Annotated in this window: 23 protein-coding genes; 19 read left to right on the top strand and 4 right to left on the bottom strand. The window is 69.6% G+C overall.

Annotated elements, in window-relative coordinates; genetic code table 11:
* Positions 1–12: 12 nt before the first annotated feature.
* From narJ to mobB, 5 genes are all read left to right on the top strand, one after another.
* Positions 13–678 carry a nitrate reductase molybdenum cofactor assembly chaperone gene (gene narJ / locus C7416_RS00780; protein WP_111516671.1) on the top strand — a complete coding sequence of 222 codons (666 nt, stop codon included), beginning with the start codon at positions 13–15 and terminating at the stop codon, positions 676–678.
* A 170-nt stretch (positions 679–848) separates the two neighbouring features.
* Positions 849–1,532 (top strand): respiratory nitrate reductase subunit gamma, encoded by a 684-nt coding sequence (narI, locus tag C7416_RS00775; protein ID WP_111516670.1) that lies wholly within the window; start codon positions 849–851, stop codon positions 1,530–1,532.
* 27 nt (positions 1,533–1,559) lie between these two features.
* Positions 1,560–2,312, top strand: coding sequence for a peptidylprolyl isomerase (locus C7416_RS00770; RefSeq protein WP_111516669.1), 753 nt, complete (start codon positions 1,560–1,562; stop codon positions 2,310–2,312).
* 15 nt (positions 2,313–2,327) lie between these two features.
* Complete coding sequence (locus C7416_RS00765; protein WP_111516668.1) at positions 2,328–3,035, top strand: carbonic anhydrase; 708 nt, start codon at positions 2,328–2,330, stop codon at positions 3,033–3,035.
* A gap of 4 nt (positions 3,036–3,039) precedes the next feature.
* Positions 3,040–3,594: a molybdopterin-guanine dinucleotide biosynthesis protein B gene (gene mobB, locus C7416_RS00760; RefSeq protein ID WP_111516667.1), complete on the top strand. Its 555-nt coding sequence runs from the start codon at positions 3,040–3,042 to the stop codon at positions 3,592–3,594.
* 31 nt (positions 3,595–3,625) lie between these two features.
* Here mobB and C7416_RS00755 read toward each other — a convergent pair whose 3' ends face one another.
* Positions 3,626–4,555: a LysR family transcriptional regulator gene (locus C7416_RS00755; RefSeq protein ID WP_111516666.1), complete on the bottom strand. Its 930-nt coding sequence runs from the start codon at positions 4,553–4,555 to the stop codon at positions 3,626–3,628.
* Between the two features lie 103 nt (positions 4,556–4,658).
* Here C7416_RS00755 and C7416_RS00750 point away from each other — a divergent pair, with 103 nt between their 5' ends.
* The 13 genes from C7416_RS00750 to cobA all read left to right on the top strand — a co-directional run bounded on the left by C7416_RS00750 (position 4,659) and on the right by cobA (position 17,087).
* Complete coding sequence (locus tag C7416_RS00750) at positions 4,659–5,621, top strand: tripartite tricarboxylate transporter substrate binding protein (RefSeq protein WP_111516665.1); 963 nt, start codon at positions 4,659–4,661, stop codon at positions 5,619–5,621.
* Positions 5,622–5,651: 30 nt separating this feature from the next.
* Positions 5,652–7,070 (top strand): 3-isopropylmalate dehydratase large subunit, encoded by a 1,419-nt coding sequence (leuC, locus tag C7416_RS00745; protein ID WP_111516664.1) that lies wholly within the window; start codon positions 5,652–5,654, stop codon positions 7,068–7,070.
* Complete coding sequence (gene leuD, locus C7416_RS00740) at positions 7,063–7,707, top strand: 3-isopropylmalate dehydratase small subunit (protein WP_111516663.1); 645 nt, start codon at positions 7,063–7,065, stop codon at positions 7,705–7,707. The genes leuC and leuD overlap by 8 nt, the downstream gene beginning before the upstream one ends.
* 285 nt (positions 7,708–7,992) lie before the next feature.
* Positions 7,993–9,630 carry a cytochrome D1 domain-containing protein gene (locus C7416_RS00735; RefSeq protein WP_474077847.1) on the top strand — a complete coding sequence of 546 codons (1,638 nt, stop codon included), beginning with the start codon at positions 7,993–7,995 and terminating at the stop codon, positions 9,628–9,630.
* Positions 9,631–9,705: 75 nt separating this feature from the next.
* Positions 9,706–10,029: a c-type cytochrome gene (locus C7416_RS00730; RefSeq protein ID WP_198035619.1), complete on the top strand. Its 324-nt coding sequence runs from the start codon at positions 9,706–9,708 to the stop codon at positions 10,027–10,029.
* Positions 10,011–10,385 carry a c-type cytochrome gene (locus C7416_RS00725; RefSeq protein WP_111516661.1) on the top strand — a complete coding sequence of 125 codons (375 nt, stop codon included), beginning with the start codon at positions 10,011–10,013 and terminating at the stop codon, positions 10,383–10,385. Before C7416_RS00730 ends, C7416_RS00725 begins: the two co-directional genes overlap by 19 nt.
* Positions 10,385–11,560, top strand: a complete 1,176-nt coding sequence (locus tag C7416_RS00720) for a cytochrome D1 domain-containing protein (RefSeq protein ID WP_111516660.1) — start codon at positions 10,385–10,387, stop codon at positions 11,558–11,560. Before C7416_RS00725 ends, C7416_RS00720 begins: the two co-directional genes overlap by 1 nt.
* An 8-nt stretch (positions 11,561–11,568) precedes the next feature.
* On the top strand, positions 11,569–12,558 hold the full coding sequence (gene ahbB / locus C7416_RS00715; RefSeq protein WP_111516659.1) for a siroheme decarboxylase subunit beta: 990 nt from the start codon (positions 11,569–11,571) through the stop codon (positions 12,556–12,558).
* On the top strand, positions 12,555–13,043 hold the full coding sequence (locus tag C7416_RS00710; protein WP_111516658.1) for an Lrp/AsnC family transcriptional regulator: 489 nt from the start codon (positions 12,555–12,557) through the stop codon (positions 13,041–13,043). Before ahbB (C7416_RS00715) ends, C7416_RS00710 begins: the two co-directional genes overlap by 4 nt.
* Complete coding sequence (gene ahbB / locus C7416_RS00705; protein WP_111516657.1) at positions 13,043–13,573, top strand: siroheme decarboxylase subunit beta; 531 nt, start codon at positions 13,043–13,045, stop codon at positions 13,571–13,573. The genes C7416_RS00710 and ahbB (C7416_RS00705) overlap by 1 nt, the downstream gene beginning before the upstream one ends.
* 44 nt (positions 13,574–13,617) lie before the next feature.
* Positions 13,618–14,781, top strand: a complete 1,164-nt coding sequence (gene nirJ / locus C7416_RS00700) for a heme d1 biosynthesis radical SAM protein NirJ (RefSeq protein WP_111516656.1) — start codon at positions 13,618–13,620, stop codon at positions 14,779–14,781.
* On the top strand, positions 14,778–16,286 hold the full coding sequence (locus C7416_RS00695) for a nitrite reductase (RefSeq protein WP_111516655.1): 1,509 nt from the start codon (positions 14,778–14,780) through the stop codon (positions 16,284–16,286). Before nirJ ends, C7416_RS00695 begins: the two co-directional genes overlap by 4 nt.
* A gap of 33 nt (positions 16,287–16,319) precedes the next feature.
* Complete coding sequence (gene cobA, locus C7416_RS00690; protein WP_111517443.1) at positions 16,320–17,087, top strand: uroporphyrinogen-III C-methyltransferase; 768 nt, start codon at positions 16,320–16,322, stop codon at positions 17,085–17,087.
* Here cobA and pobA read toward each other — a convergent pair.
* A complete protein-coding gene (pobA, locus tag C7416_RS00685) occupies positions 17,081–18,250 on the bottom strand; it encodes a 4-hydroxybenzoate 3-monooxygenase (protein WP_111516654.1) in 1,170 nt (389 codons plus the stop codon). The two genes, cobA and pobA, sit on opposite strands and share 7 nt — an antisense overlap.
* Positions 18,251–18,376: 126 nt before the next feature.
* Here pobA and C7416_RS00680 point away from each other — a divergent pair, with 126 nt between their 5' ends.
* Positions 18,377–19,264, top strand: coding sequence for a helix-turn-helix domain-containing protein (locus C7416_RS00680; RefSeq protein ID WP_111516653.1), 888 nt, complete (start codon positions 18,377–18,379; stop codon positions 19,262–19,264).
* A gap of 9 nt (positions 19,265–19,273) precedes the next feature.
* Here the strand turns inward: C7416_RS00680 and pcaDC are convergent, their stop codons facing one another.
* Together pcaDC and C7416_RS00670 are read right to left on the bottom strand one after the other, a co-directional pair.
* Positions 19,274–20,449 (bottom strand): bifunctional 3-oxoadipate enol-lactonase/4-carboxymuconolactone decarboxylase PcaDC, encoded by a 1,176-nt coding sequence (gene pcaDC, locus C7416_RS00675; RefSeq protein WP_111516652.1) that lies wholly within the window; start codon positions 20,447–20,449, stop codon positions 19,274–19,276.
* Between the two features lie 19 nt (positions 20,450–20,468).
* On the bottom strand, positions 20,469–21,866 hold the full coding sequence (locus C7416_RS00670; RefSeq protein WP_111516651.1) for a 3-carboxy-cis,cis-muconate cycloisomerase: 1,398 nt from the start codon (positions 21,864–21,866) through the stop codon (positions 20,469–20,471).
* Positions 21,867–21,904: the final 38 nt, after the last annotated feature.

Here is a 21,904-nt window from a genome sequence, read left to right as displayed (position 1 = left end):
CCGGAGAACGACATGCCCCTCTATCCCATCCTTAGCGCGCTGCTCGGCTATCCCGAGCAGGAACTGCTCGACGCGCTGTCCGAGATCGACGCCGCGCTGGGCGAATGGCCGCAGGCGCGCGAGTTGTTGGCCCCGGTGACCGACATGCTGCGCAGCGAGACGCTGATCACGCTGCAGGAAAACTATGTCGCCACCTTCGACCGCAACCCGGCGCACTCGCTGCACCTGTTCGAGCACGTGCACGGCGAAAGCCGCGACCGCGGCCAGGCCATGGTCGACCTGATCGACGAGTACCGGCGCGCGGGCTTCGAGCCCGCAGCATCCGAGTTGCCCGACTACGTGCCGCTGTTCCTGGAGTTCCTCGGCGCGCTCGCGGCCGACGGCAACGAGGCACGCGCCGAACAGCTGCTGGGCGAAGCCATCCACGTGCTGGCCGCGATCGGCGACCGGCTCGCGCGCAACCAGAGCCCCTACGCCGGCGTGTTCGCGGTGCTGCGCACGCTCACCGACGTGCAGCCGCAACCGCAGCAGGAGCCGCCGGTGCGGGACATGGACGAGGCGCTGGAAACCTTCGGCCCGGGCGCCGACGGCGTGGAGCCGCTGCTGGCCCCGCACACCGGGCCGCAGGCGGTGAAGTTCTATCCACGCGGCACGGTACCGGCGCCCGCGGCCTGCTGACATGCCATCGCCAACCGCCGGTTTTCTCCCCTCTCCCGCTTGCGGGAGAGGGGCGGGGGAGAGGGCGGGAGCTTCCACCAAGCGCCGGTGCTTAAACCACCCCTCACCCTGAACACAGTTGGCACAGACGGCCGCCAAGGCAGCCCAAATCCTCTTGAAGAGCTAACACCATGGCAACCCTCCACCAATTCCTCTTCGGCATCTACCCGTACATCGCGCTTGCCATCTTCCTGTTCGGCAGCCTGGCCCGCTTCGAGCGCGAGCAATACACCTGGAAGAGCGACAGCTCGCAGGTGCTGTACCGCGGCCACCTGCGCACCGGCAACATCCTGTTCCATGTCGGCATCCTGGGCCTGTTCTTCGGCCACCTGGTGGGCCTGCTGACCCCGGTGGCGGTGTGGGACGCGCTGGGCGTCTCGCATGGCTTCAAGCAGGGGGTGGCGATGGCCGCCGGCGGCGTGATGGGCACCATGTGCCTGGCTGGCCTGCTGATCCTGCTGCACCGCCGGCTGACCAACGCGCGCGTGTCCGCGGTGACCCGCACCGGCGACAAGGTGCTGCTGCTGTGGCTGCTGGTGACGCTGCTGCTGGGCCTGTCCACCATCTTCGAATCGGCCGGCCACATGGACGGCCACATGATGGTGCAGCTGATGAACTGGGCCCAGCACATCGTCACGCTGCGCGGCGACGCCGCCGGCTTTATCGCCGACGCCCCGTTGCTGTTCAAGGCGCACCTGTTCATGGGCATGACCCTGTTCGTGATCTTCCCGTTCACGCGGCTGGTGCATGTGTGGAGCGGCTTTGCCTCGCTCGGCTACCTCGGCCGCGCCTGGCAGCTGGTGCGCAGCCGCTGAGCGCCATCACCGCACAAGGAGAACCCGATGCCTGTCACTGTCAACGGCGTGGAACTGCGCGACGCCGATATCGAGCGCGAACTCGACCACCATCACGACGCCGCCAACCCGGCGCGGCTGGCCACCATCTCGGCAATTCTGCGCCTGCTGATGCGGGCCGAAGCCGCGCGCACCGGCCTGGACGCCGGGGCCATGGACGACGACGCGCTTGCGCAGGCGCTGCTCGCGCGCGAGGCCGCCACGCCGGAAGCCGACGAGGCCAGCTGCCGCCGCCACTACGACAGCCACCCCGAGCGCTTCCGCGAAGGCGAATGGGTGGAAGCCGACCATATCCTGTTCCAGGTCACGCCGCGCGTGCCACTGGACGCGCTACGCGAAGTCGCGGCGCAGACGCTGGCGCTGGTGCGCGGCGATCCCGCGAGCTTTGCACATCATGCCAGCGCGCTGTCCAACTGCCCCAGCGGCGCCAACGGCGGCCGGCTGGGACGCGTGTTCCGCGGCGAGACCGCACCGGAGTTCGAGCGCGCACTGTTCGCCGCGCAGCAGGACGGCGTGCTGCCGCACTTGCTTGAGTCCCGCTACGGCCTCCATATCGTGCGCATCCTCGAGCGTTGCCCGGGCACGCGCCTGCCCTTCGAGGCGGTGCGCGGGGAAATTGCCCGCGCCCTCGGCGCCGCGGCGCGCGACCGCGCCTGGAAGCAGTACGCCAGCCTGCTGATCGGCCGCGCGCGCATCGAAGGCATCGAGCTCGAGGGCGCCGACAGCCCGCTGGTGCAGTAGCGAGCGGAGGCGACCGTGCATCACATCGAACATCTGCTCAAAGGCTTCGAACGCTTCCAGCAACGCTATTTCGACGACGAGCCCGGGCTGTTCGACACCCTGCGCACCGGCCAGCGTCCGCCGACGCTGCTGATCGGCTGCAGCGACTCGCGCGTCGACCCCGGCCTACTGCTCGGCTGCGACCCGGGCGAGCTGTTTACCGTGCGCAATATCGGCAACCTGGTGCCGCCCTGCACCGGCCGCCACGAAGGCAGCCTGCATGGCGTGTCGGCGGCGATCCAGTTCGCGGTGCAGCAGCTGCGCGTGGCCCGCATCATCGTGATGGGCCACGGTGGCTGCGGCGGCATCCGCGCGCTGCTGGCGCAGCCGGCCGATGCCGGCGACCATGCGCCCGACGACGGCGAGGATCCGGACTACCTCGGCGCCTGGGTGCGCATCGCCGCGCCGGCGCGGCGGCAGGTGGAGGAAGCCCTCGCCGGCGCCAGCGCCGCGCAGCGCCAGCGCGCCTGCGAGCAGGCGGCGATCCTGGTGTCGCTGCGTAACCTGCAGACCTTCCCGTTCGTACGGCGCGCGCTGGAAGCCGGCGCGCTGACGCTGCACGGCTGGTATTTCGATCTCCAGGCCGGCGCGCTGCTGGCCTATTCGCAGCGCGCCGACAGCTTCCTGCCGCTGGTCTGCCCGCTGCCTGCTCAATCAGAAACCTGCGAACCCTGCGAAGGCTGACCCCATGCATCCCTTCATCCTTGGCATCACCGGCACCTCCGGCAGCGGCAAGACCACGCTGATCACGGCGCTGCTGCCGTGGTTCCGCGTCCAGGGCCTGACCGTCAACGTGGTCAAGCACAGCCACCATCCGCTCGAGCTCGAGCCGCCGGGCAAGGACAGCGCGCGCTTCCGCGCCGCCGGCGCGGCCGAGGTGATGGTGGCCTCGCCCTATCGCTACGCCATCGTGCGCGAACTGGCCGACGAGGCCGAGCCGACACTGGCCGAACAGGTCGCGCGCCTGCGCCCCGCCGACATCACGCTGGTGGAAGGCTTCCGCCGCGAGGCGATCCCGCGCATCGAGGTCTACCGGCCCGCGCACGGCCGCGCGCCCTACTATCCGGGCGATCCGTCGATCATCGCGCTGGCCACCGACACGCGCATGGACACCGTGCTGCCATGCCTGGCGCTGGACGATATCGCGCAGGTCGGCGGCTTTATCCTGGCCCTGCGCGACCAGGCCGCCGCCATGCCGGGCGCGGGCGCCGGCGCTGCGCGTGTCCCGGAACTGGCGCTGTAGCCGCCTGAAACCGCCTGAAGCCGGCCCCGGCCTACCAGGCGCTGGCGCCGTTGTTGCCGCCGCCCGCGGCGCGATGGCCGGCAAAGTGCTCCAGCAGGAAATCCACCAGCGCCCGCACCTTGTCCGGACGATGATTGCGCGCCGGGAACACCAGGTGGATGTCCGCGGGTGCGAACTGCCACTGCGGCAACACCCGGCGCAGCGCACCGCTGCGCAGGTGCTCCGCCGCGTCCCACTCCGAGCGCACGATCAGTCCCTGGCCATCGAGCGCCCACGCCAGCGCCGACTCGCCGTCATTGGTGCTCATGGTGCCGCGCACCTTGACGGTCTCCTGCTGCGCACCATGGCGCAGATGCCAGGTGCCAAAGGTCTCGTCGGCCTCGCGGATGAAGATGCAGTTGTGCCGCGCCAGTTCACGCGGGCTTGACGGCTCGCCATGCGCCGCCAGGTACGACGGCGCCGCGCACAGCAGCCGGCGGTTGTTGGCCAGCGGGCGCGCGCTCAGCCGCACGTCCGGCATCTCGCCGAAGTGGATCATCGCGTCGAGCCCCTGCTCGACCAGGTTCAGGGGCCGGTCGCTCAGGTACAGCTGGACCTCGATATTCGGGTAGCGGCGCGCGAACCTTGCCAGCGCGGGCGCGATATGCCGGCGCCCGAATCCCAGCGTGGCGCCGATCTTCAGCAAGCCGTGCGGGGTGCTGCCGGTGCCCGCGATGGCGCGTTCCAGCGCTTCCATCTCGGCCAGGATGCGAGCGCCTTCCACCAGGTAGCTTTCACCCTCCGGCGTCAGGCTGATGCGGCGCGTGGTCCGGTGCAGCAGGCGCACGCGCAGCCGCGCTTCCAGCGCGGCCAGGCGCTTGCTGACCGCGGGCGGCGTCACGCCCAGCTGCTGCGCCGCGCCGGCGAGGCTGCCGTGCTGGTTGATACAGGCAAAGAACGCGACGTCGGAGAGCTGGTCCATTGGTGAATCAAAGGAAATAAAGAAGTAACCGAGTTTGAATTATGTGCCTCCAGGTGAATGATACGATGGCTTCCATAACAAGTCATCGCCACAGGAGACACCCATGAAAGTTGCCCGCCTCACCGCCTTGCTGCTGTGCGCCGCGTCGATCGGCACCGCCGCGGCGCAGAACTATCCCCAGCGCCCGGTGCGCCTGGTCGTGCCCTACGCCCCGGGCGGCAGCGCCGACATCGCCGCGCGGCTGGTCTCGGAGGCATGGGCCAGAAGCCTGGGCGGCACCATCGTGGTCGAGAACCGCGCCGGCGCCGGCGGCAATATCGGCGTCGACGCCGTCGCCAAGGCCGTTGCCGACGGCTACACCATCGGCCTGCAGACCGTGTCACTGGCGATCAATCCGGGCCTGTTCCCGCGCATGCCATACGACACCCTCAAGGACCTCGCGCCGATCGGCATGGTGGCCAGTTCGCAGCATGTGCTGGTGGTCAACAACAACGTGTCTGCCACCAACCTGCAGGAGCTGATCGCGGCGGCCAAGGCCGCGCCCGGCAAGCTGACCTACGGCTCCGCCGGCAACGGCAGCACCTTCCATATGTCGGCCGAACTGTTCAAGTCGGTGGCGAACGTCGCCATCGTCCACGTGCCGTATCGCGGCGGCGGCCCCGCGCTGGTCGACACCATCGCGGGCCAGGTCGACATGAGCTTCCCGGTCATCTCCGCGGCGCAGCAGCATGTGCAGGGCGGCAAGCTCAAGGCGCTCGCCGTCACCGGCCCGCGGCGCTCGGCGCAGCTGCCGAACGTGCCGACCGCGGCCGAGGCGGGCCTGCCCGGCTATGCCTTCGAGACCTGGTTCATGGTGTTCGCCCCGGCCGGCACGCCGCGGCCCGTGATCGACAAGCTCAACGCCGCCCTCAACACCGCACTGGCATCGCCGGCCACGCGCGAGCGCATGGTCAGGGAAGGCTTCGAGCCCACGCCGACCACGCCCGAAGCGGCACGCCAGCGCCTCGAAAAGGAAATGCCGGTGTGGGCCAGGCTGATCAAGCAGCGCGGCATCACCGCCGAATAACCCTTGATGACCCCTGACAAGGCAGGCTCCATGCCCCCCAAGACGCTATACCAGAAGCTGGTCGATGCGCACACCGTCGCCAGGATCGACGACGACAACGTGCTGCTGTACTGCGACCTGCACCTGATGAACGAGTACACCAGCCCGCAGGCCTTCGCCGGGCTGCACGAACAGCAGCGCGGCGTGATGGTGCCCGGCCAGAACGTTGCGGTGGTCAGCCATATCATCCCCACCCATCCCGGCGCGATCCGCGTGATCGCGGACCCGGCCTCGGCGCTGCAGGCGACCAACCTGCACGCCAACTGCGCGCGCCATGGCATCCCGCTGTTCGACACCAACGATGCGCTGCAGGGCATCGAGCACGTGGTCGGTCCAGAGCACGGCATGATCCGTCCCGGCATGGTGGTGATCTGCGGCGACAGCCACACCACCACCTACGGCGCGCTGGGCGCGCTGGGCTTCGGCATCGGCACCTCCGAGGTCGAGCACGTGCTGGCCACGCAGACGCTGGTCTACCGCATGGCGCGCACCATGCGCATCCGCGTCGACGGCACGCTGCCTGCCGGCACCACCGCCAAGGACCTGATCCTGAAGATCATCGGCGCGATCGGCGCGCAAGGCGCGCGCGGCTATGTGGTGGAGTACTGCGGCTCGGCGATTCGCGCGCTGAGCGTCGAGGCCCGCTTCACGCTGTGCAACATGACGGTCGAGGCGGCCGCGCGCGGCGCGCTGATCGCACCGGACGCGGCGGCGACCGATTACGTGCTGCGCCGCGCGCCGGACATCGCGGGCCCGCAGCGCGACGCCGCGCTCGCCCACTGGGCCACGCTGCACAGCGACGCCGATGCGGCGTTCGACCTGGAGTTCGCCTTCGATGCCGGCGAGGTCGAACCGTACGTGACCTGGGGCACCAGCCCGGACCAGGTGCTGCCGGTGTCGGGCACGATCCCGTTTGCCGAGGACCAGATCGACGAGGCCGGGCAGCGCTCGGTCGAGCGGGCACTGGCGTACACGCGCCTGCAGCCGGGGGCGGCGCTGGCCGGCACCGCGATCCAGCATGTCTTCATCGGCTCTTGCACCAACGGCCGCATCGAAGACCTGCGCGCGGTGGCGGCGGTGGCGCGTGGGCGCAAGGTGGCCGCGGGAGTCAGGGCCATGGTGGTGCCCGGCTCGGGTGCGGTCAGGGCGCAGGCCGAACGCGAAGGGCTGGCCGGCATCCTGATCGAGGCCGGCTTCGAATGGCGGCAGCCGGGCTGCTCGATGTGCCTGGCCATGAACGACGACGTGCTCGGCGACGGCGTGCGCTGCGCCTCCACCACCAACCGCAACTTCGAGGGCCGGCAGGGACGCGGCGCCATCACCCACCTGATGAGCCCGGCCATGGCGGCAGCCGCGGCCGTGACCGGCGCCATCACCGACGTGCGCCAGCTGGAGATTTCCCATGCCTGAAACGACCTGCATCGCCGGCAAGGCGGCGGCGATCCGCTTCGAGAACCTCGATACGGACCAGATCATTCCCAAGCAGTTCCTGCGCGGTATCGACAAGTCCGGGCTGGCGCAAGGCATCCTGTACGACCATCGCTTCGACGCCAGCGGCGCGCCGCGCGCGGACTTCGTGCTGAACCGGCCCGAGTACGCCGGCACCGGCATCCTGGTGGGCGGCGCCAACTTCGGCTGCGGCTCCAGCCGCGAGCATGCCGTCTGGGGCCTGCAGCAGTTCGGCATCCGCGCCGTGATCGCGCCGAGCTTCGGCGAGATCTTCTACTCCAACGCGATGAACAACCGGCTGCTGCTGGTGATGCTGCCGCGCGACGTCATCGAGCATCTGATGGACGCCGTGGACGCGGACAGCCGCAACACCGTCAGCATCGACCTCGACGCCATGCGCGTGCGCACGCCTGTGGGCGAGCATGCCTTCGAACTGTCGGCGCGCCATCGCCGCATGTTTATCGAAGGGCTCGACATGATCGGCCTGTCGCTGCGGCAGCGCGGCGAGATCGAGCAGTTCATGGCGCAGTACTGGTCCGCGTTTCCGTGGACGCAGAACGTGGCCGCGCGCACGCGCGCACGACTCGGCCGCACCTGAGCCACACCGCCTCGAGCGTGTCGCCGCCACGGCGACACGCTGCCCGCCGGGAACGAAGGTCACCACCTTCCGCATTTCGTTCCCAACCTCCCCGCTTCGTTTGATGCCAGTCAATCCCATGTCGGCAGTGTGTGCGCATGATCGCCACATGACGACGGGTCCAGGCAAACACCAGCCTGCGCGCCGCGAAATCGCTTTCCCACCGCTGATCCACGGCACCCCATGAAAGCAAAAAACTGGCTGTATCCGGCAATCGCGGCATTGCCGCTCTCGCTCTGGCCTGGCCTGCCTCACGCTGCCACCAAGGCCGACGCCAAGACCGCCCAGAAGGCTGAACACAAGGCTGAACACAAGGCTGAACAGAAGGCCGCCATCCCCACCCTGACCACCGCTGAATTCGACCACGCGCGGCAGATCTACTTCGAACGCTGCGCCGGCTGCCACGGCGTGCTGCGCAAGGGCGCCACCGGCAAGGCGCTGACCCCTGACATCACCCGCGCGCGCGGCACCGAATACCTGAAGACCTTCATCAAGTACGGCAGCCCCGCGGGCATGCCCAACTGGGGCACCTCGGGCGACCTCACCGACAAGGAAGTCGACCTGATGGCGCGCTACATCCAGCTCGACCCGCCGACGCCGCCTGAGTTCTCGCTGGCCGATATCGAGAAAAGCCGCAAGGACATCGTGCCGGTGGCCAAGCGCCCGACGCAGAAGATGAACCAGTACAACCTGGACAACCTGTTCTCGGTCACGCTGCGCGACGCCGGCGAAGTGGCGCTGATCGACGGCGACAGCAAGCAGATCATCAATATCGTCAAGACCGGCTATGCGGTGCATATCTCGCGCATGTCGGCGTCCGGGCGTTACCTGTACGTGATCGGCCGCGACGCGCGGCTGGACCTGATCGACCTGTGGCTGCCCAAGCCCGATATCGTCGCCGAGGTGAAGATCGGCATGGAGGCACGCTCGGTCGAGACCTCCAAGTACAAGGGCTACGAAGACAAGTACGCGGTGGCCGGCTCCTACTGGCCGCCGCAGTACGTGATCATGGAAGGCGACACGCTCAAGCCGCTGAAGGTGGTGTCCACGCGCGGCATGACCGTGGACAACGAGTACCACCCCGAGCCGCGCGTGGCGTCGATCGTGGCCAGCCATTTCCATCCGGAGTTCGTGATCAACGCCAAGGAGACCGGCAAGATCCTGATGGTCAACTACTCGGACCTGGCCAACCTGAAGACCACCACCATCGACTCGGCCAAGTTCCTGCATGACGGCGGCTTCGATTCGACCGGGCGCTACTTCCTGGTCGCGGCCAACGCCTCGGACAAGATCGCCGTGGTCGACACCAAGGAAGACAAGCTGGCTGCGCTGGTCAACGTCGGCAAGACCCCGCACCCGGGCCGCGGCGCCAATTTCACGCATCCGCAATTCGGCCCGGTCTGGGCCACCAGCCACCTGGGCGACGAGACCATCAGCCTGATCGGCACCGACCCCGCCGGCCACCCCGCGCAGGCGTGGAAGGTGGTGCAGACGGTCAAGGGCCAGGGCGGCGGCTCGCTCTTCATCAAGACCCATCCCAAGTCGTCCAACCTGTGGGTCGATACGCCGCTGAATCCGGATGCCAAGCTCAACCAGTCGGTCGCGGTGTTCGACACGCGCAACCTCGACGCCGGCTTCAAGGTGCTTCCCATCGCCGAATGGGCCGACCTGAAGGGCAGCGGAGCAAAGCGCGTGGTGCAGGCCGAATACAACAAGGCCGGCGACGAGGTCTGGTTCTCGGTGTGGGGCACCAAGGATGGTGAATCCGCGCTGGTGGTGGTGGACGACAAGACCCGCACGCTCAAGACCGTGATCAAGGACAAGCGCCTGATCACGCCGACCGGCAAGTTCAACGCCTACAACACGCAGCACGACGTCTACTGAGCCCGCGCCCTCGCTGCGCCCCGGCGTGGCGAGGGCCGCCGACGTCCCCGCGTTCCTTCCATGGAGAAAACCATCATGCGAACACAAACCGCGCTGCGTGCGCTGCTGGCGGCGTTCGGCTGCCTGCTGGCATTCGGCACAGCCATGCCGGCACACGCCAGCCAGGCCCTGGCATCGAGCAAGGCCTGCCTGGCGTGCCATGCCATCGACAAGAAGATGGTCGGCCCCGCCTTCCAGGACATCAAGGGCAAGTACACCGGCAGGAAGGACGCGCAGGCGCAGATGGTCCAGTCCATCCTGAAAGGCAGCAGCGGCCGCTGGGGCCCGGTGCCGATGCCGGCCAACGCGGTCAGCGCGGCCGACGCCAACACGCTGGCCAAATGGATCCTTTCCCTCTGAACCATACTGCATGGCACCGCGCCGCGGTCGCGTTGCTGGTCGCCACAGCCTGCGCCAGCGCGCTCGCATCCGCGGACCCGCCCGCGCCGGCGCGGCAGGCGCAACTGGCGCACTGGCTGCGCGATGACTGCGGCGCGTGCCACGGCATGACCCTGCGCGGCGGGCTGGGCCCGCCGCTGACGCCTGCCAGCCTTGCAGGCAAGCCGCCTGACGGCCTCGCTGCCACCGTGCTGTACGGCCGGCCAGGCACGGCGATGCCGCCCTGGCAACCTTTCATGACGCAGGATGAAGCCCGATGGCTGATCGATCGACTCCAGGCCGGCCAGCCGCCGGCCGTCACGCCGCAAGGCAACTGATGCGCGGGCTGGCCGCCGCGGCATGCACCGTGCTCGTCGCCGTGCTCGCTGCCGGTTGCGCCGCCACCGTGCGCGGCACCGGCGACTTGGGCGTGGTGGTGGAGCGCGCCGCGGGCCGGCTGCAGATCGTCGAGACCACCGGCATGACGCGCCTCGCCACGGTCGCAGGGCTGGGTGACCTGTCCCACGCCAGCGTGGTGTTCTCGCGCGATGCGCGCTATGCCTATGTGTTCGGCCGCGACGGCAGCCTGACCCGCGTGGACCTGCTCGGCGCGCGCATCACCCACCGCGTGCTGCAGGCCGGCAACAGCATCGGCGGCGCCATCTCGCAGGACGGCCGCGTGATCGCCGCGCAGAACTATGCGCCGGGCGGCATCCGGCTGTTCGACGCGCAGACGCTGGCGCCGCTGGCAGACCTGCCGGCGATCGGCAGCGACGGGCGCCGCGCCAAGGTGGTCGGGCTGGCCGACCTGCCCGGCCGGCGCTTTGCCGCCAGCCTGTTCGAGTCCGGCGAGATCTGGATCATCGACGCCAGCGATCCGCGCCAGCCGCAGGTAACGCGCCTGCCCGCCGGGCGCGAGCCTTACGACGGACTGGTCACGCCGGACGGCCGCTGGTACCTGGCCGGCCTGTTCGGCGAAGACGGCCTGGCGCTGGTCGACCTGTGGCAGGCACCGCCGCAGGCGCGACGCATCCTGTCCGGCTATGGCCGCGGCAACGCGCCGCTGCCGGTCTACAAGATGCCGCACCTGCGCGGCTGGGCCATGGCGCAGGGCATGGCGTGGCTGCCGGCGATCGGCCGCCATGAAGTGCTGGTGGCCGATCCCGCCAACGGCTGGCGCGAGGCGGCGCGCGTGGCGCTGGCGGGCCAGCCGGTGTTCGCCATGGCGCGGCCCGACGGGCGCCAGGTCTGGGTCAATTTCGCCTTTCCGCACAACGACACCGTGCAGGTGATCGACACCGCCACGCGCCAGGTGGTGCGCACGCTGCGCCCCTGCCGCGGCGTGCTGCATATGGAGTTCACGCCCAAGGGCGAGGCGCTCTGGCTGTCCTGCCGCGACGACAACCGCCTCGAGGTCTACGACACCGCCACCCTGGAACGCGTGGCCACGCTGCCGGCCGACAATCCCAGCGGCATCTTCTTCACCGCGCGCGCGCAGCGCTTCGGCATGTAGGGCACGCCATGTTCAACGAGCAAAGCCTCTACGACCAGCTGCAGCGCGGCTTCCCGCTGCAGCCGCGACCCTACCAGGCGCTGGCCGCGAAAGCCGGACTGTGCGAGCACGCGCTGCTGACGCTGCTGGCACGCGATCTCGGCAGCGGGCGCATCAGCCGCGTCGGCGCCGTGTTCGCGCCCAACGTGATCGGCGTCAGCACGCTGGGCGCCTTGTCGGTGCCGCCTGCGCAGCTCGATCACGTGGCGGCGCGCGTCAGCGCCTGCGCGGCGGTCAGCCACAACTACGCGCGCAGCGGCCATCGGTACAACCTGTGGTTTGTCGCGGGCGCGCGCGAGCGCGTCACGCTCGATGCCACGCTGGCGTCGATCGGCGACCTCACCGGCCTGGCGCCGCTGGACCTGCCGATGGCGCGCGAATACCACATCGACCTGGGCTTTCCGCTGGCGCGCCGGCACGGCGTCCGCTCGCGCCGGCCCGCGGGAATGGCAGCGCCGGCCGCGGCGGTGGCGCTGGACGAAGATGACTGGCGCCTGGTCGCGGCGCTTGAAGCCGGGCTGCCGCTGACGCCACGCCCGTTCCATGCACTGGCACGGCAGGCGCGCCTGGCCGTGCCGCAGGTGCTCGAGCGGCTGGCGCACTGGTCGGCGCAGGGCGTGATCCGGCGCCTGGGGGTGGTGCTGCGCCACGGGCGCTTCGGCTACCGCCACAACGCCATGTGCGTGTGGGACGTGGCCGACGCCCGCGTCGACGCCATCGGCATGAGGCTGGCACGGCAGCCGCGCGTAACCCTGTGCTACCGCCGCGAGCGCCGGCTGCCGGACTGGCCCTACAACCTGTTCGCGATGATCCATGCCCGCAGCGCGCAGGACCTGCAGGCCGCACTGGCGCAGGTCCGCGCCGCCGCCGGCCTGGAGCAGGTGCCGGGCTCGGTGCTGGTCGGCACGCATTGCTACAAGCAGCGCGGCACGCGCTATGCCACCGAGGTGCCGGCATGAACGGCGCCGTGTCCTGCGACGCCTCCGATCCGCACGAACCTCTCGATGCGCTCGACCGCGGCATCATCAACGCCCTGCAGCGCGGCCTGCCACTGGTGCCGCGTCCGTACGCCGAAGCCGCCGCGGCGCTCGGCATCAGCGAGGCTGTGCTGCTGGAGCGGCTGCGCGCGCTGCTGACCACCGGCGTGCTGACACGCTTCGGCCCGCTGTACCAGGTCGAGCGCGCGGGCGGGCGTTTCGTGCTGTGCGCCTGCCATGCGCCGGCAGCACGGTTGGAAGCGGTCATCGCCGCAATCAACGCCCACCCAGAGGTCGCGCACCACTACGCGCGCACCCACCACCTGAACCTGTGGTTCGTGCTGGCGGTGGCGCGGCCGGAGCAGGTCGCGCCGGCGCTCGCGCGCATCGCCGCGGCGGCCGGGGTCGAGGTGCTGCCGTTTCCCAAGGAACGCGAGTTCTTCGTCAACCTCTATCTGCCCGCGTGATGCCAAACGCTGCCGACGCCGCCGATCCCACTGACCTGGCGCTGATCCGCGCCACCCAGGCCGGCCTGCCGCTGGTATCGGCCCCGTACGCCGCGGTCGCGGCGGAACTGGGCCTGACCGAAGCTGAAGTCATCGCACGGCTGGCGGCGATGCAGGCGCGCGGCGTGCTGCGCCGCATCGCCGCGGTGCCCAACCATTACCGGCTCGGCTGGCGCGCCAACGGCATGACCGTGTGGGACGTCGACGATGCCCGCATCGATGTGCTGGGCGCGCGCGTCGGCGCCCTGCCCTTTGTCAGCCATTGCTATCGGCGTCCGCGCCGCTTGCCGCACTGGCCCTACAACCTGTTCGCGATGGTCCACGCCCGCTCGCGCGAACAGGCCGCGCCTCAGGTCGCCGCGATCGCGGCACTGCTGGGCGACGCCTGCCGCGCGCACGACGTGCTGTGGTCCACACGCGTGCTGAAGAAGACCGGGCTGCGGCTCGCGCCAGCCGATGCCCACATCCTGTCGGCCCCAGGCCCCGGCTAAACACGCCCGAACACACCCGCACACATCAATAGGAAGCCCCACCCATGTTCCGACTGTCCCGCTTCATGGAAGCCCTGCGCGATGACGGCCCGCTGCCGCCGCCGCGCCAGCCCGTCGGCCCGGTGGTGATCTGGAACCTGATCCGCCGCTGCAACCTGAACTGCCGGCACTGCTACGCCACCTCGGCCGACACCGACTTCAAGGGCGAACTCGATACCGCCGAAGCGCTGAACGTGCTCGGCCAGCTGCGCGCGGCGCGCGTGCCGGCGCTGATCCTGTCCGGCGGCGAGCCGCTGCTGCGCCCTGACCTGTACGAGATTGCCGGGCACGCGCGCGCGCTCGGCTTCCATCTGTCGCTGTCGTCCAACGGCACGCTGCTCGATGCGGGCCATGCGGCGCGGCTGGCGGCGGCGGGCTTCGACTACGTCGGCGTCAGCCTCGATGGCCTGCCCGCCACGCATGACCGCTTCCGCCGCAGCGACGGCGCGTTCGCGCAGGCGCTGGCGGGCCTGCGCACGGCACGCGCGGCCGGGCTGCGCGTAGGCGTGCGCATGACGCTGACCGAAGCCAACGCGGCACAGCTGCCCGAGCTGGTGGCGCTGGCCGAGCGCGAGGGCATCGACAAGTTCTACCTGTCGCACTTCAACTATGCCGGGCGCGCACGCAGCCACCGCACCGACGACGCACGCCATGCCTGCACCCGCGCCGCGCTGGACTGGCTGTTCGACCACGTCTGGCAGCGCGCGCGCCAGGGGCATGCGGGCGACTTCGTCACCGGCAACAACGATGCCGACGGCGTGTACCTGCTGTACTGGATCGCCAGCCGCTTTCCGCACCGCGTTGCCGACATGCGCCAGCGGCTGGAGCGCTGGGGCGGCAACGCCACCGGCGTCGGCGTGGCCAATATCGACAACCTCGGCAACGTCCATCCCGATACGATGTGGTGGCACGTGACGCTGGGCAATGTGCGCCAGCGGCCGTTCGGCGAGATCTGGGCCGACCGCGCCGATCCGCTGATGGCGGGGCTGGCCAGCACGCCGCGGCCGCTGCAGGGGCGCTGCGCGGACTGCGCCCACCGCGCCATCTGCAACGGCAACACGCGCGTGCGCGCCTTTGCGCTGACGGGCAACGCGTGGGCCGAGGACCCGGGCTGCTACCTCAGCGATGCCGAGATCGCGCACACCTTAAGCGCGGAGGTCGCGGCATGACAGCGCTGATCCGATGGCTGGGCATGTTGATGCTCGCCTGCGTCGCGCAAGCCGCAACGGCAGTCGACCCGGCCGCGCTCTACGGCCAGCACTGCGCCGCCTGCCATGGCGCCGACCGCCTCGGCGCGATGGGCCCGGCGCTGCTGCCGGAAAGCCTGGAGCGCCTGCGCGCCGGCGAGCTCGACGCGGTGCTGCGCGACGGCCGCGCCGCCACGCAGATGCCGGCGTTTGCGGGCACGCTCGCTGCGGCCGAACTGCAGGCGCTGGCACGCTGGCTGCGCACCGCGCCCAACGCCGCGCCGCGGTGGGACGCCCACGCCATCCGCGCCAGCCATATCGTCCACCACGCGCCCGGCACCCTGCCGGCGCAGCCAGTGTTCAGCGCCGACCCGCAGAACCTGTTCGTCGTGGTCGAGGCGGGCAGCCATCACATGACCGTGCTCGACGGCGACCGGCTCGCGCCGATCCATCGCTTTGCCACGCGCTTCGCCTTGCATGGCGGGCCCAAGTTCAGCCGCGACGGCCGCTATGTCTACATGGCCAGCCGCGACGGCTGGGTCAGCAAGTACGACCTGTGGAACCTGGCCTACGTGGCCGAGATCCGGGTCGGCGTGAACACGCGCAACGTGGCCGTCAGCGACGACGGGCGCTGGGTGCTGGCCGGCAACACGCTGCCGCGCACGCTGGTGCTGCTGCATGCCGACGACCTGTCGCTGGCGCAGGTGATCGACGTTGCCGGGCGCAACGGCGAGCGCTCGCGCGTCTCCGCGGTCTACGATGCCGCGCCGCGCTACAGCTTTATCGCCGCGCTGAAGGACATCCCCGAGGTCTGGGAGATTCCGTATGCTGACGCCGCCGGCGCGCCGCTGCCGCCTTCGGCGCTGCTGAAGCCGCGCGCGATCGAACTGGACGACGTGCTCGACGATTTCTTCTTCGACCAGCCGTACCGCCATATCCTGGGCGCCTCGCGCCAGGGTGGCGGCCAGGTGATCGACCTGCAGCAGGGCCGCAAGGTGGCGTCGCTGGCGCTGGGCGGCATGCCTCACCTGGGCAGCGGCATCACCTGGCAGCGCGATGGCCGTGAGGTGATGGCCTCGCCCGATCTCGGCCAGGGGCGCATCACGGTGATCGACATGCAGGACTGGCACACCGTCGCCACCGTGCCGACCAACGGCCCGGGCTTCTTCCTGCGCAGCCATGAGCGCACGCCCTACGCCTGGGCCGACGCGATGATGAGCCCCAGACGCGACACCCTGCAGGTCATCGACAAGCAAAGCCTGCGCGTGGTCGGCAGCGTCACGCCCAGCCCGGGCCGCACCGCCGCGCACGTCGAGTTCACGCGCGACGGGCGCTACGCGCTGGTCAGCCTGATGGAGCGCGACGGCGCCATCGTCGTGTATGACGCCGCCACCTTGCAGGAAGTCAGGCGCCTGCCGATGGACAAGCCTATCGGCAAGTACAACGTCTTCAACAAGACCACGCGCTCGGCCGGCACCAGCCACTGAGCGCGTGGCGAGATCCCAATGCAGGAGTCCAACATGCAAGCACCGCTGAAGCCCGGCAAGGTCTGGCTGGTCGGCGTCGGCCCTGGCAGCCCCGACCTGGTCACGGTGCGCGCCATGCGCGCGCTGGCCGCGGCCGAGGTCTGGCTGGTCGATGACCTGGTCTCGCCCGACATGGCGGTTTATGCCAGCCCTGGCACCCATGTGGAGTGGGTCGGCAAGCGCGGCGGGCGCTGCTCGGTGAGCCAGCAGCGCATCCAGCAGCTGACGCTGCAGCACGCGCTGGCCGGCCGCGCGGTGGCGCGCGTCAAGGGCGGCGATCCGCTGCTGTTCGGGCGCGGCGGCGAAGAAGCCGCGTTCCTGCGCGGCCACGGGTTGCAGGTCGAGATCGTCAACGGCATCAGCAGCGGCATGGCCGCCGCGCAGGCGCTGGGCATTGCGCTGACGCATCGCGCCCACTGCCACGGCGTGACCTTCGTCACCGGCCATACCAGTGCCGACGGCTCGCCCGACTGGCACGCGCTGGCGCGGAGCGGCACCACGCTCGTGATCTACATGGGCATGAGCCGCATCGCCGCGATCCGCGACGGCCTGCTCGCCGCCGGCATGGCGGCCGGCACGCCGGCGGCGGTGGTGATGCACGCCGGCAGCGAGCACGCGCGCAGCTGGACGGGATCGCTGGGCAAACTGGCAGATGCGCTCGCAGCCGGGCTGGCGAGTCCGGCGGTGGTGCTGGTCGGCGGGGTGGTCGCGGACACGCTGCCTGCCGTGGCGGCAGCGGCTTCCGCTCAGCCCTTTCAGTAAGGCAACCCCACATAGTTCTCCGCCAGCACGCGGCACGCCGCCTCCGACCCCACCAGGTAATCGAGCTCGGCCCGCTGCATGCGCAACGAAAACGGATCCGCATCCGGGAAGCGATGCATCAGCGAAGTCAGCCACCATGAAAAGCGCTCGGCCTTCCAGATGCGGCGCAGGCAACGCGCCGAGTAGGCGTCCAGCTCACGCCTGTCGTCATGCCGGTAGGCGGCGATCAGTCCGTCGGCCAGGGTCAGCACGTCACTGGCGGCCAGGTTGAGCCCCTTGGCGCCGGTGGGCGGCACGATATGCGCGGCATCGCCGGCCAGGAACAGGTTGCCGAAGCGCATCGGCTCGCACACGAAGCTGCGCAGCGGCGCGATGCTTTTCTCGATGCTCTGGCCCGTCACCAGCGACTGCGCCGAGTGCGGATCGAGGCGGCCGCGCAGTTCGTCCCAGAAGCGTTCATCGGACCAGTCCTCCACGCGCTCGCTCGACGGCACCTGTACGTAGTAGCGGCTGCGCGTGCGCGAGCGCATGCTGCACAGCGCAAAGCCGCGTTCGTGGCTGGCGTAGATCAGTTCGTCCGCCACCGGCGGTGTGTCCGAGAGGACGCCAAGCCAGCCGAACGGATAGACGCGCTCGAACAGCTGCGTGGCCGTCTGCGGCACGCTCTGGCGGCTGACGCCATGAAAGCCGTCGCAGCCGGCGATGTAGTCGCAGTGGATCTCATGCGCCACGCCGTCCTTGCGGTAACGGACCACCGGCCTCGTACCGTCGAAATCATGCAGACTGACCTCCTGCGCGTCATAGACCGTGGTGATGCCCGCTTCCTGCCGTGCCGCCATCAGGTCGCGCGTGACCTCGGTCTGGCCGTAGACGGTCACGCTGCGGCCGACCAGCGCGTGCAGGTCGATGCGATGCCGCTGGCCATCGAACGACAGCTCGATGCCATCGTGCACCAGCCCTTCCTGATACAGCCGCGCCGCCACGCCGGCGCGTTCCAGCGCATCGACGGTCACGCTCTCCAGAATGCCGGCGCGGATGCGCCCGAGCACGTAATCCGGACTGCGTTGTTCGACGATGATGTTGTCGACGCCCGCCCTGGCGAGCAACTGTCCGAGCAACAGGCCCGCGGGGCCGGCGCCGATGATGGCAACCTGCGTGCGCATGTCTTGTCTCCTTTTGCGTATCGATCTGGTGGCGCTAACGATAGTTGCCGGACGGCCGCTACGGAATGGACAGACCGAACCAATGGCAGGACAATCGGAACATTGCTGGTAAACACTGACGCCCCCGTGAGACCTGTCCCAACCTACTCCCTGTACGGCGTGAATTCGTCGGAGCCGCTGTCAGACCAGCTCCATTTCGAATCCATTGCCGCGCGCAGCCGCCTGCATGGGTGGGAGATAAAACCCCATCGGCATGAGCGCTTCCTGCAAATTCTGTACATTCATGCGGGTAGCGGCGAAGCCCTGCTCGAAGAGCGCCGCGAGCCGCTGCGCAGCGGCTCGCTGGTGACGATGCCGCCGCGGCATATCCACGGCTTCGTGTTCACACCGGATACGGATGGCATGGTCGTCACCATGACCGACACCCACCTGCGCACGCTGCTGGCAGGAGTTCCGGATGCGCTGCCGCTGTTCGGGCATCCACGCCATGACCGCGTGCGGCGTGGCCACTCGCTCGCGGGCGCGCTGGCGCTGTTTCGTGGAGAGATGGAAGCCGTGTCCGCCTGGCGCGGGGCCTCGCTGTCGTCGCTGCTGACGCTGGTGCTGGTTGGGATTGCGCGGCTCGCCAATGCCGATCAGCCGCCGGCCGCGCGCAGCAGCAGCCGTCCGGCGCGGCATTTCCAGCACTTCCAGCAACTGCTGGAATCGGACTACCGCTACCACAAGGAGATCGGCCACTACGCCGGCGCGATCGGCATCACCGCCACGCAGCTCAACCGCGTGTGCCGCCAGGCGTCAGGGCAGTCCGCCCTGCAGCTGATCCATGCGCGCGTCCTCGCCGAAGCGCAGCGCGACCTGCTCTTCAGCGACCTGGAAATCAAGCACATCGCTCTGTCGCTCGGGTTCTCCGATGCGGCGTACTTCTCGCGCTTCTTCGCCCGGCTGGTGGGACAGGCACCCACGGAGTTCCGGCAGTCGGGTCGGGCGCGGCTGCCGGCGTTCGCAGTCCGCTGATCGATCCGATCAGGCCGGCCGGTCCATCGTGTTGAAGATTTCCTCGGCCAGGTGGAAGGCCGAATTCGCCGCCGGCACACCGCAATAGATCGCGGTCTGCAACAGCACTTCCTTGATCTCGTCACGCGTCACGCCGTTGTTGGCGGCTGCACGCAGATGCAGCTTCAGTTCTTCCGCACGGTTCAGCGCGACCATCATGGCGATGGTCACCAGGCTGCGCGTATGGCGCGGCAGGCCCTCGCGCGTCCAGATTTCGCCCCAGGCATAGCGCGTGATCAGGTTCTGGAATTCCTCGTTGAGCGGCGTCAGCCGCGCCAGCGAACGATCGACATGCGCGCTGCCGAGTACCTCGCGCCGCACCGAGAGGCCCGCGTCATAGCGCGCGTGGTCGTCGGTGACGGGCAGGCGCCCTTGCACGAAATCGATCAGAGCTGCAGTAAAACGGCCGGGCTGCTCGAAGCTCGAGATATGCGCGGCAGGCAATTCGATATATCGCGCGCCGGGAACTGCGTCGGCCAGCGTGCTGCCCTCCTGCGCGCTGGTCGACGGATCGTGGCTGCCGGCGATGACCAGCACCGGCACCGGGATCGACGACACCGACTCGCGGAAGTCGGCGTCGCGCACCGCCGCGCAGCAGGCCGCATAGCCACGCGGATCGAGTCTTGCCAGCACGCTGCGCAGACCATCCAGCGCGCGCTCGGCCGTGGCGGCAAACCCGGGGGTGAACCAGCGCTCGACCGAAGGCGCGACCATCACGCCCATGCCGTCGCGCAGCACGGTGTCGATGCGCGTGTTCCATCCCTCCGCGTTGCCGATCTTTGCGGCGGTATTGGCCAGCACGATACGGGAGAAGCGCTCGGGCGCATGGATGCCGAGCCACATCCCGGTGAGGCCGCCCATCGACAGGCCACAGAACACGGCCTGGGCGATGCCCAATGCGTCGAGGATGGCGATCACGTCCTGACCGAGTTGTTCAACCGTGAAGGCATCGCCGGGTGCGGTCGAGCGGCCGTGGCCGCGCGTGTCGTAGCGCACCACGCGGAAACGCCCGGCCAGCGCGGCCGCCTGCGGCTCCCACATGGTGTGGTCGGTGCCAAGCGAGTTGGAGAAGACGATGGCCGGTGCCGATTCGGGGCCGTCGACGGTGTAGAAGAGCCGGGCGCCGGCATGATCGAGATAGGGCAATGCAGTCTCCTGAGAGTCTTCAGGCCAGTGCGCATGCGACGCGCTCGGCAAGCGCGGATTGCCACGCCTGCACGGCCGCATCCGCGAATGCCGCTGACTGGCCCGCGTAGTTGGCGGGGTTGGCGAGGCGGTCGAGCGTGGCGTCGTCGAGTAGACCCGCATGAGCAGGATCCTGCTGCAGCGTGAGGGCCAACGCATCGCGCAGGCTGGTGCCGTCGGCCACGGCGCGGCGCGAGGCGCGCTCCACCAGATGGTGCGCCTGCAGCCGCCCGATCCTGCCGCCGAGTTCCAGCATCGCGGCCTCGCCGAGGATCAACCCATGCGTCAGATCGAGATTGCCACGCATGCGCGCCGCATCGACCTGCAGCCCCGCCACCACCTCGCCCATCTGGCGCAGCGCGCCCGCGGCCAGCGTGACGATCTGCGGCAGCGTGTCCCATTCCGCCTGCCAGCCGCCAAGCGCGCGCTCGTGTTCCTGCACCATGCCTGCCAGCATGGTGGCTACCAGCGGCGGCACCCGCACCGCTGCCGTCAGCACCGCCGCGCAGCCGACCGGATTGCGCTTGTGCGGCATGGTGCTGGAACCGCCCCGGCCGGGCCCGGTGGGCTCGGCCACTTCCGCCACCTCGGTCTGCATCAGCAGAGAGATGTCGCGTGCCATCTTGCCGAGCGTGCCGGTCAGCATGCCGAGCGTGGTGGCAACTTCAACCATGCGGTCGCGATGCGCATGCCACGGCAGCACCGGTGCGACCAGGCCCAGCTCTCGGGCCAGTGCGGCAGCTACGCCGGGCGCGGCGTCACCGAGACTGGCAAGCGTGCCTGCGGCGCCGCCGAACTGCAGCGCGCGGGCATGCGCGCGTGTCGCATCAAGGCGGGCGAGGTCGCGGCGCAGCGCGTCGAGCCAGCCGGCGGTCTTGCAGCCAAAGGTGGTCGGCAACGCATGCTGCAGCCAGGTGCGCGCCACCATCGGCGTGGCACGGTGCGTGGTGGCCAGCACGGCGCAGGCGTCGCCCAGGCGTATCAGGTCGGCATCGAGCACGCGCAGCGCATCGCCGAGCTGGAGCACCAGCGCGGTGTCGATGATGTCCTGGCTGGTGGCGCCCCAGTGCACGAAGCGCGCCGCATCGGCATCGCGCACAGCCACCGCGGCAGTCAGTTGCTTGACGAAGGGAATGGCGAGATTGCCGGCGGCGACCGCGGCCTGTGCCAGCGCATCGCGGTCGATGGCGCCGAGGTCGCGGCAGACTTCGGTGATGACGGTCGCGGCAGCGGCCGGAATCACGCCGCATTGCGCTTCGGCGCGCGCGAGCGCGGCCTCGACGACAAGCATGTGCTGCACGGTGCCGGCGTCGGAGAAGATGTCCAGCACCGCGGGGCTGCCGAACATAGGATCGGTAAGACGCGTGACGGTTGGCATGGGGGCGATCGATAGGGGTCGTGGCGATAACGGCCACC

Source organism: Cupriavidus phytorum, from assembly GCF_003254285.1.
GTDB lineage: Bacteria > Pseudomonadota > Gammaproteobacteria > Burkholderiales > Burkholderiaceae > Cupriavidus > Cupriavidus phytorum.
The sequence above is the reverse complement of the archived record's forward strand: the minus strand, read 5'-3'. Positions and strand labels throughout refer to the sequence as shown.

What these genes read in the sequence shown, in the direction of transcription:
- narJ (WP_111516671.1), top strand. Translation starts at nt 13, where the DNA reads ATGCCCCTCTATCCCATCCTTAGCGCGCTGCTCGGCTATCCCGAGCAG.
- C7416_RS00750 (WP_111516665.1), top strand. Translation starts at nt 4,659, where the DNA reads ATGAAAGTTGCCCGCCTCACCGCCTTGCTGCTGTGCGCCGCGTCGATC.
- C7416_RS00770 (WP_111516669.1), top strand. Translation starts at nt 1,560, where the DNA reads ATGCCTGTCACTGTCAACGGCGTGGAACTGCGCGACGCCGATATCGAG.
- ahbB (WP_111516657.1), top strand. Translation starts at nt 13,043, where the DNA reads ATGCCAAACGCTGCCGACGCCGCCGATCCCACTGACCTGGCGCTGATC.
- C7416_RS00730 (WP_198035619.1), top strand. Translation starts at nt 9,706, where the DNA reads ATGCGAACACAAACCGCGCTGCGTGCGCTGCTGGCGGCGTTCGGCTGC.
- C7416_RS00755 (WP_111516666.1), bottom strand. Translation starts at nt 4,555, where the DNA reads ATGGACCAGCTCTCCGACGTCGCGTTCTTTGCCTGTATCAACCAGCAC.
- cobA (WP_111517443.1), top strand. Translation starts at nt 16,320, where the DNA reads ATGCAAGCACCGCTGAAGCCCGGCAAGGTCTGGCTGGTCGGCGTCGGC.
- C7416_RS00670 (WP_111516651.1), bottom strand. Translation starts at nt 21,866, where the DNA reads ATGCCAACCGTCACGCGTCTTACCGATCCTATGTTCGGCAGCCCCGCG.
- ahbB (WP_111516659.1), top strand. Translation starts at nt 11,569, where the DNA reads ATGTTCAACGAGCAAAGCCTCTACGACCAGCTGCAGCGCGGCTTCCCG.
- C7416_RS00725 (WP_111516661.1), top strand. Translation starts at nt 10,011, where the DNA reads ATGGATCCTTTCCCTCTGAACCATACTGCATGGCACCGCGCCGCGGTC.
- C7416_RS00720 (WP_111516660.1), top strand. Translation starts at nt 10,385, where the DNA reads ATGCGCGGGCTGGCCGCCGCGGCATGCACCGTGCTCGTCGCCGTGCTC.
- C7416_RS00710 (WP_111516658.1), top strand. Translation starts at nt 12,555, where the DNA reads ATGAACGGCGCCGTGTCCTGCGACGCCTCCGATCCGCACGAACCTCTC.
- leuD (WP_111516663.1), top strand. Translation starts at nt 7,063, where the DNA reads ATGCCTGAAACGACCTGCATCGCCGGCAAGGCGGCGGCGATCCGCTTC.
- nirJ (WP_111516656.1), top strand. Translation starts at nt 13,618, where the DNA reads ATGTTCCGACTGTCCCGCTTCATGGAAGCCCTGCGCGATGACGGCCCG.
- leuC (WP_111516664.1), top strand. Translation starts at nt 5,652, where the DNA reads ATGCCCCCCAAGACGCTATACCAGAAGCTGGTCGATGCGCACACCGTC.
- narI (WP_111516670.1), top strand. Translation starts at nt 849, where the DNA reads ATGGCAACCCTCCACCAATTCCTCTTCGGCATCTACCCGTACATCGCG.
- C7416_RS00695 (WP_111516655.1), top strand. Translation starts at nt 14,778, where the DNA reads ATGACAGCGCTGATCCGATGGCTGGGCATGTTGATGCTCGCCTGCGTC.
- mobB (WP_111516667.1), top strand. Translation starts at nt 3,040, where the DNA reads ATGCATCCCTTCATCCTTGGCATCACCGGCACCTCCGGCAGCGGCAAG.
- pobA (WP_111516654.1), bottom strand. Translation starts at nt 18,250, where the DNA reads ATGCGCACGCAGGTTGCCATCATCGGCGCCGGCCCCGCGGGCCTGTTG.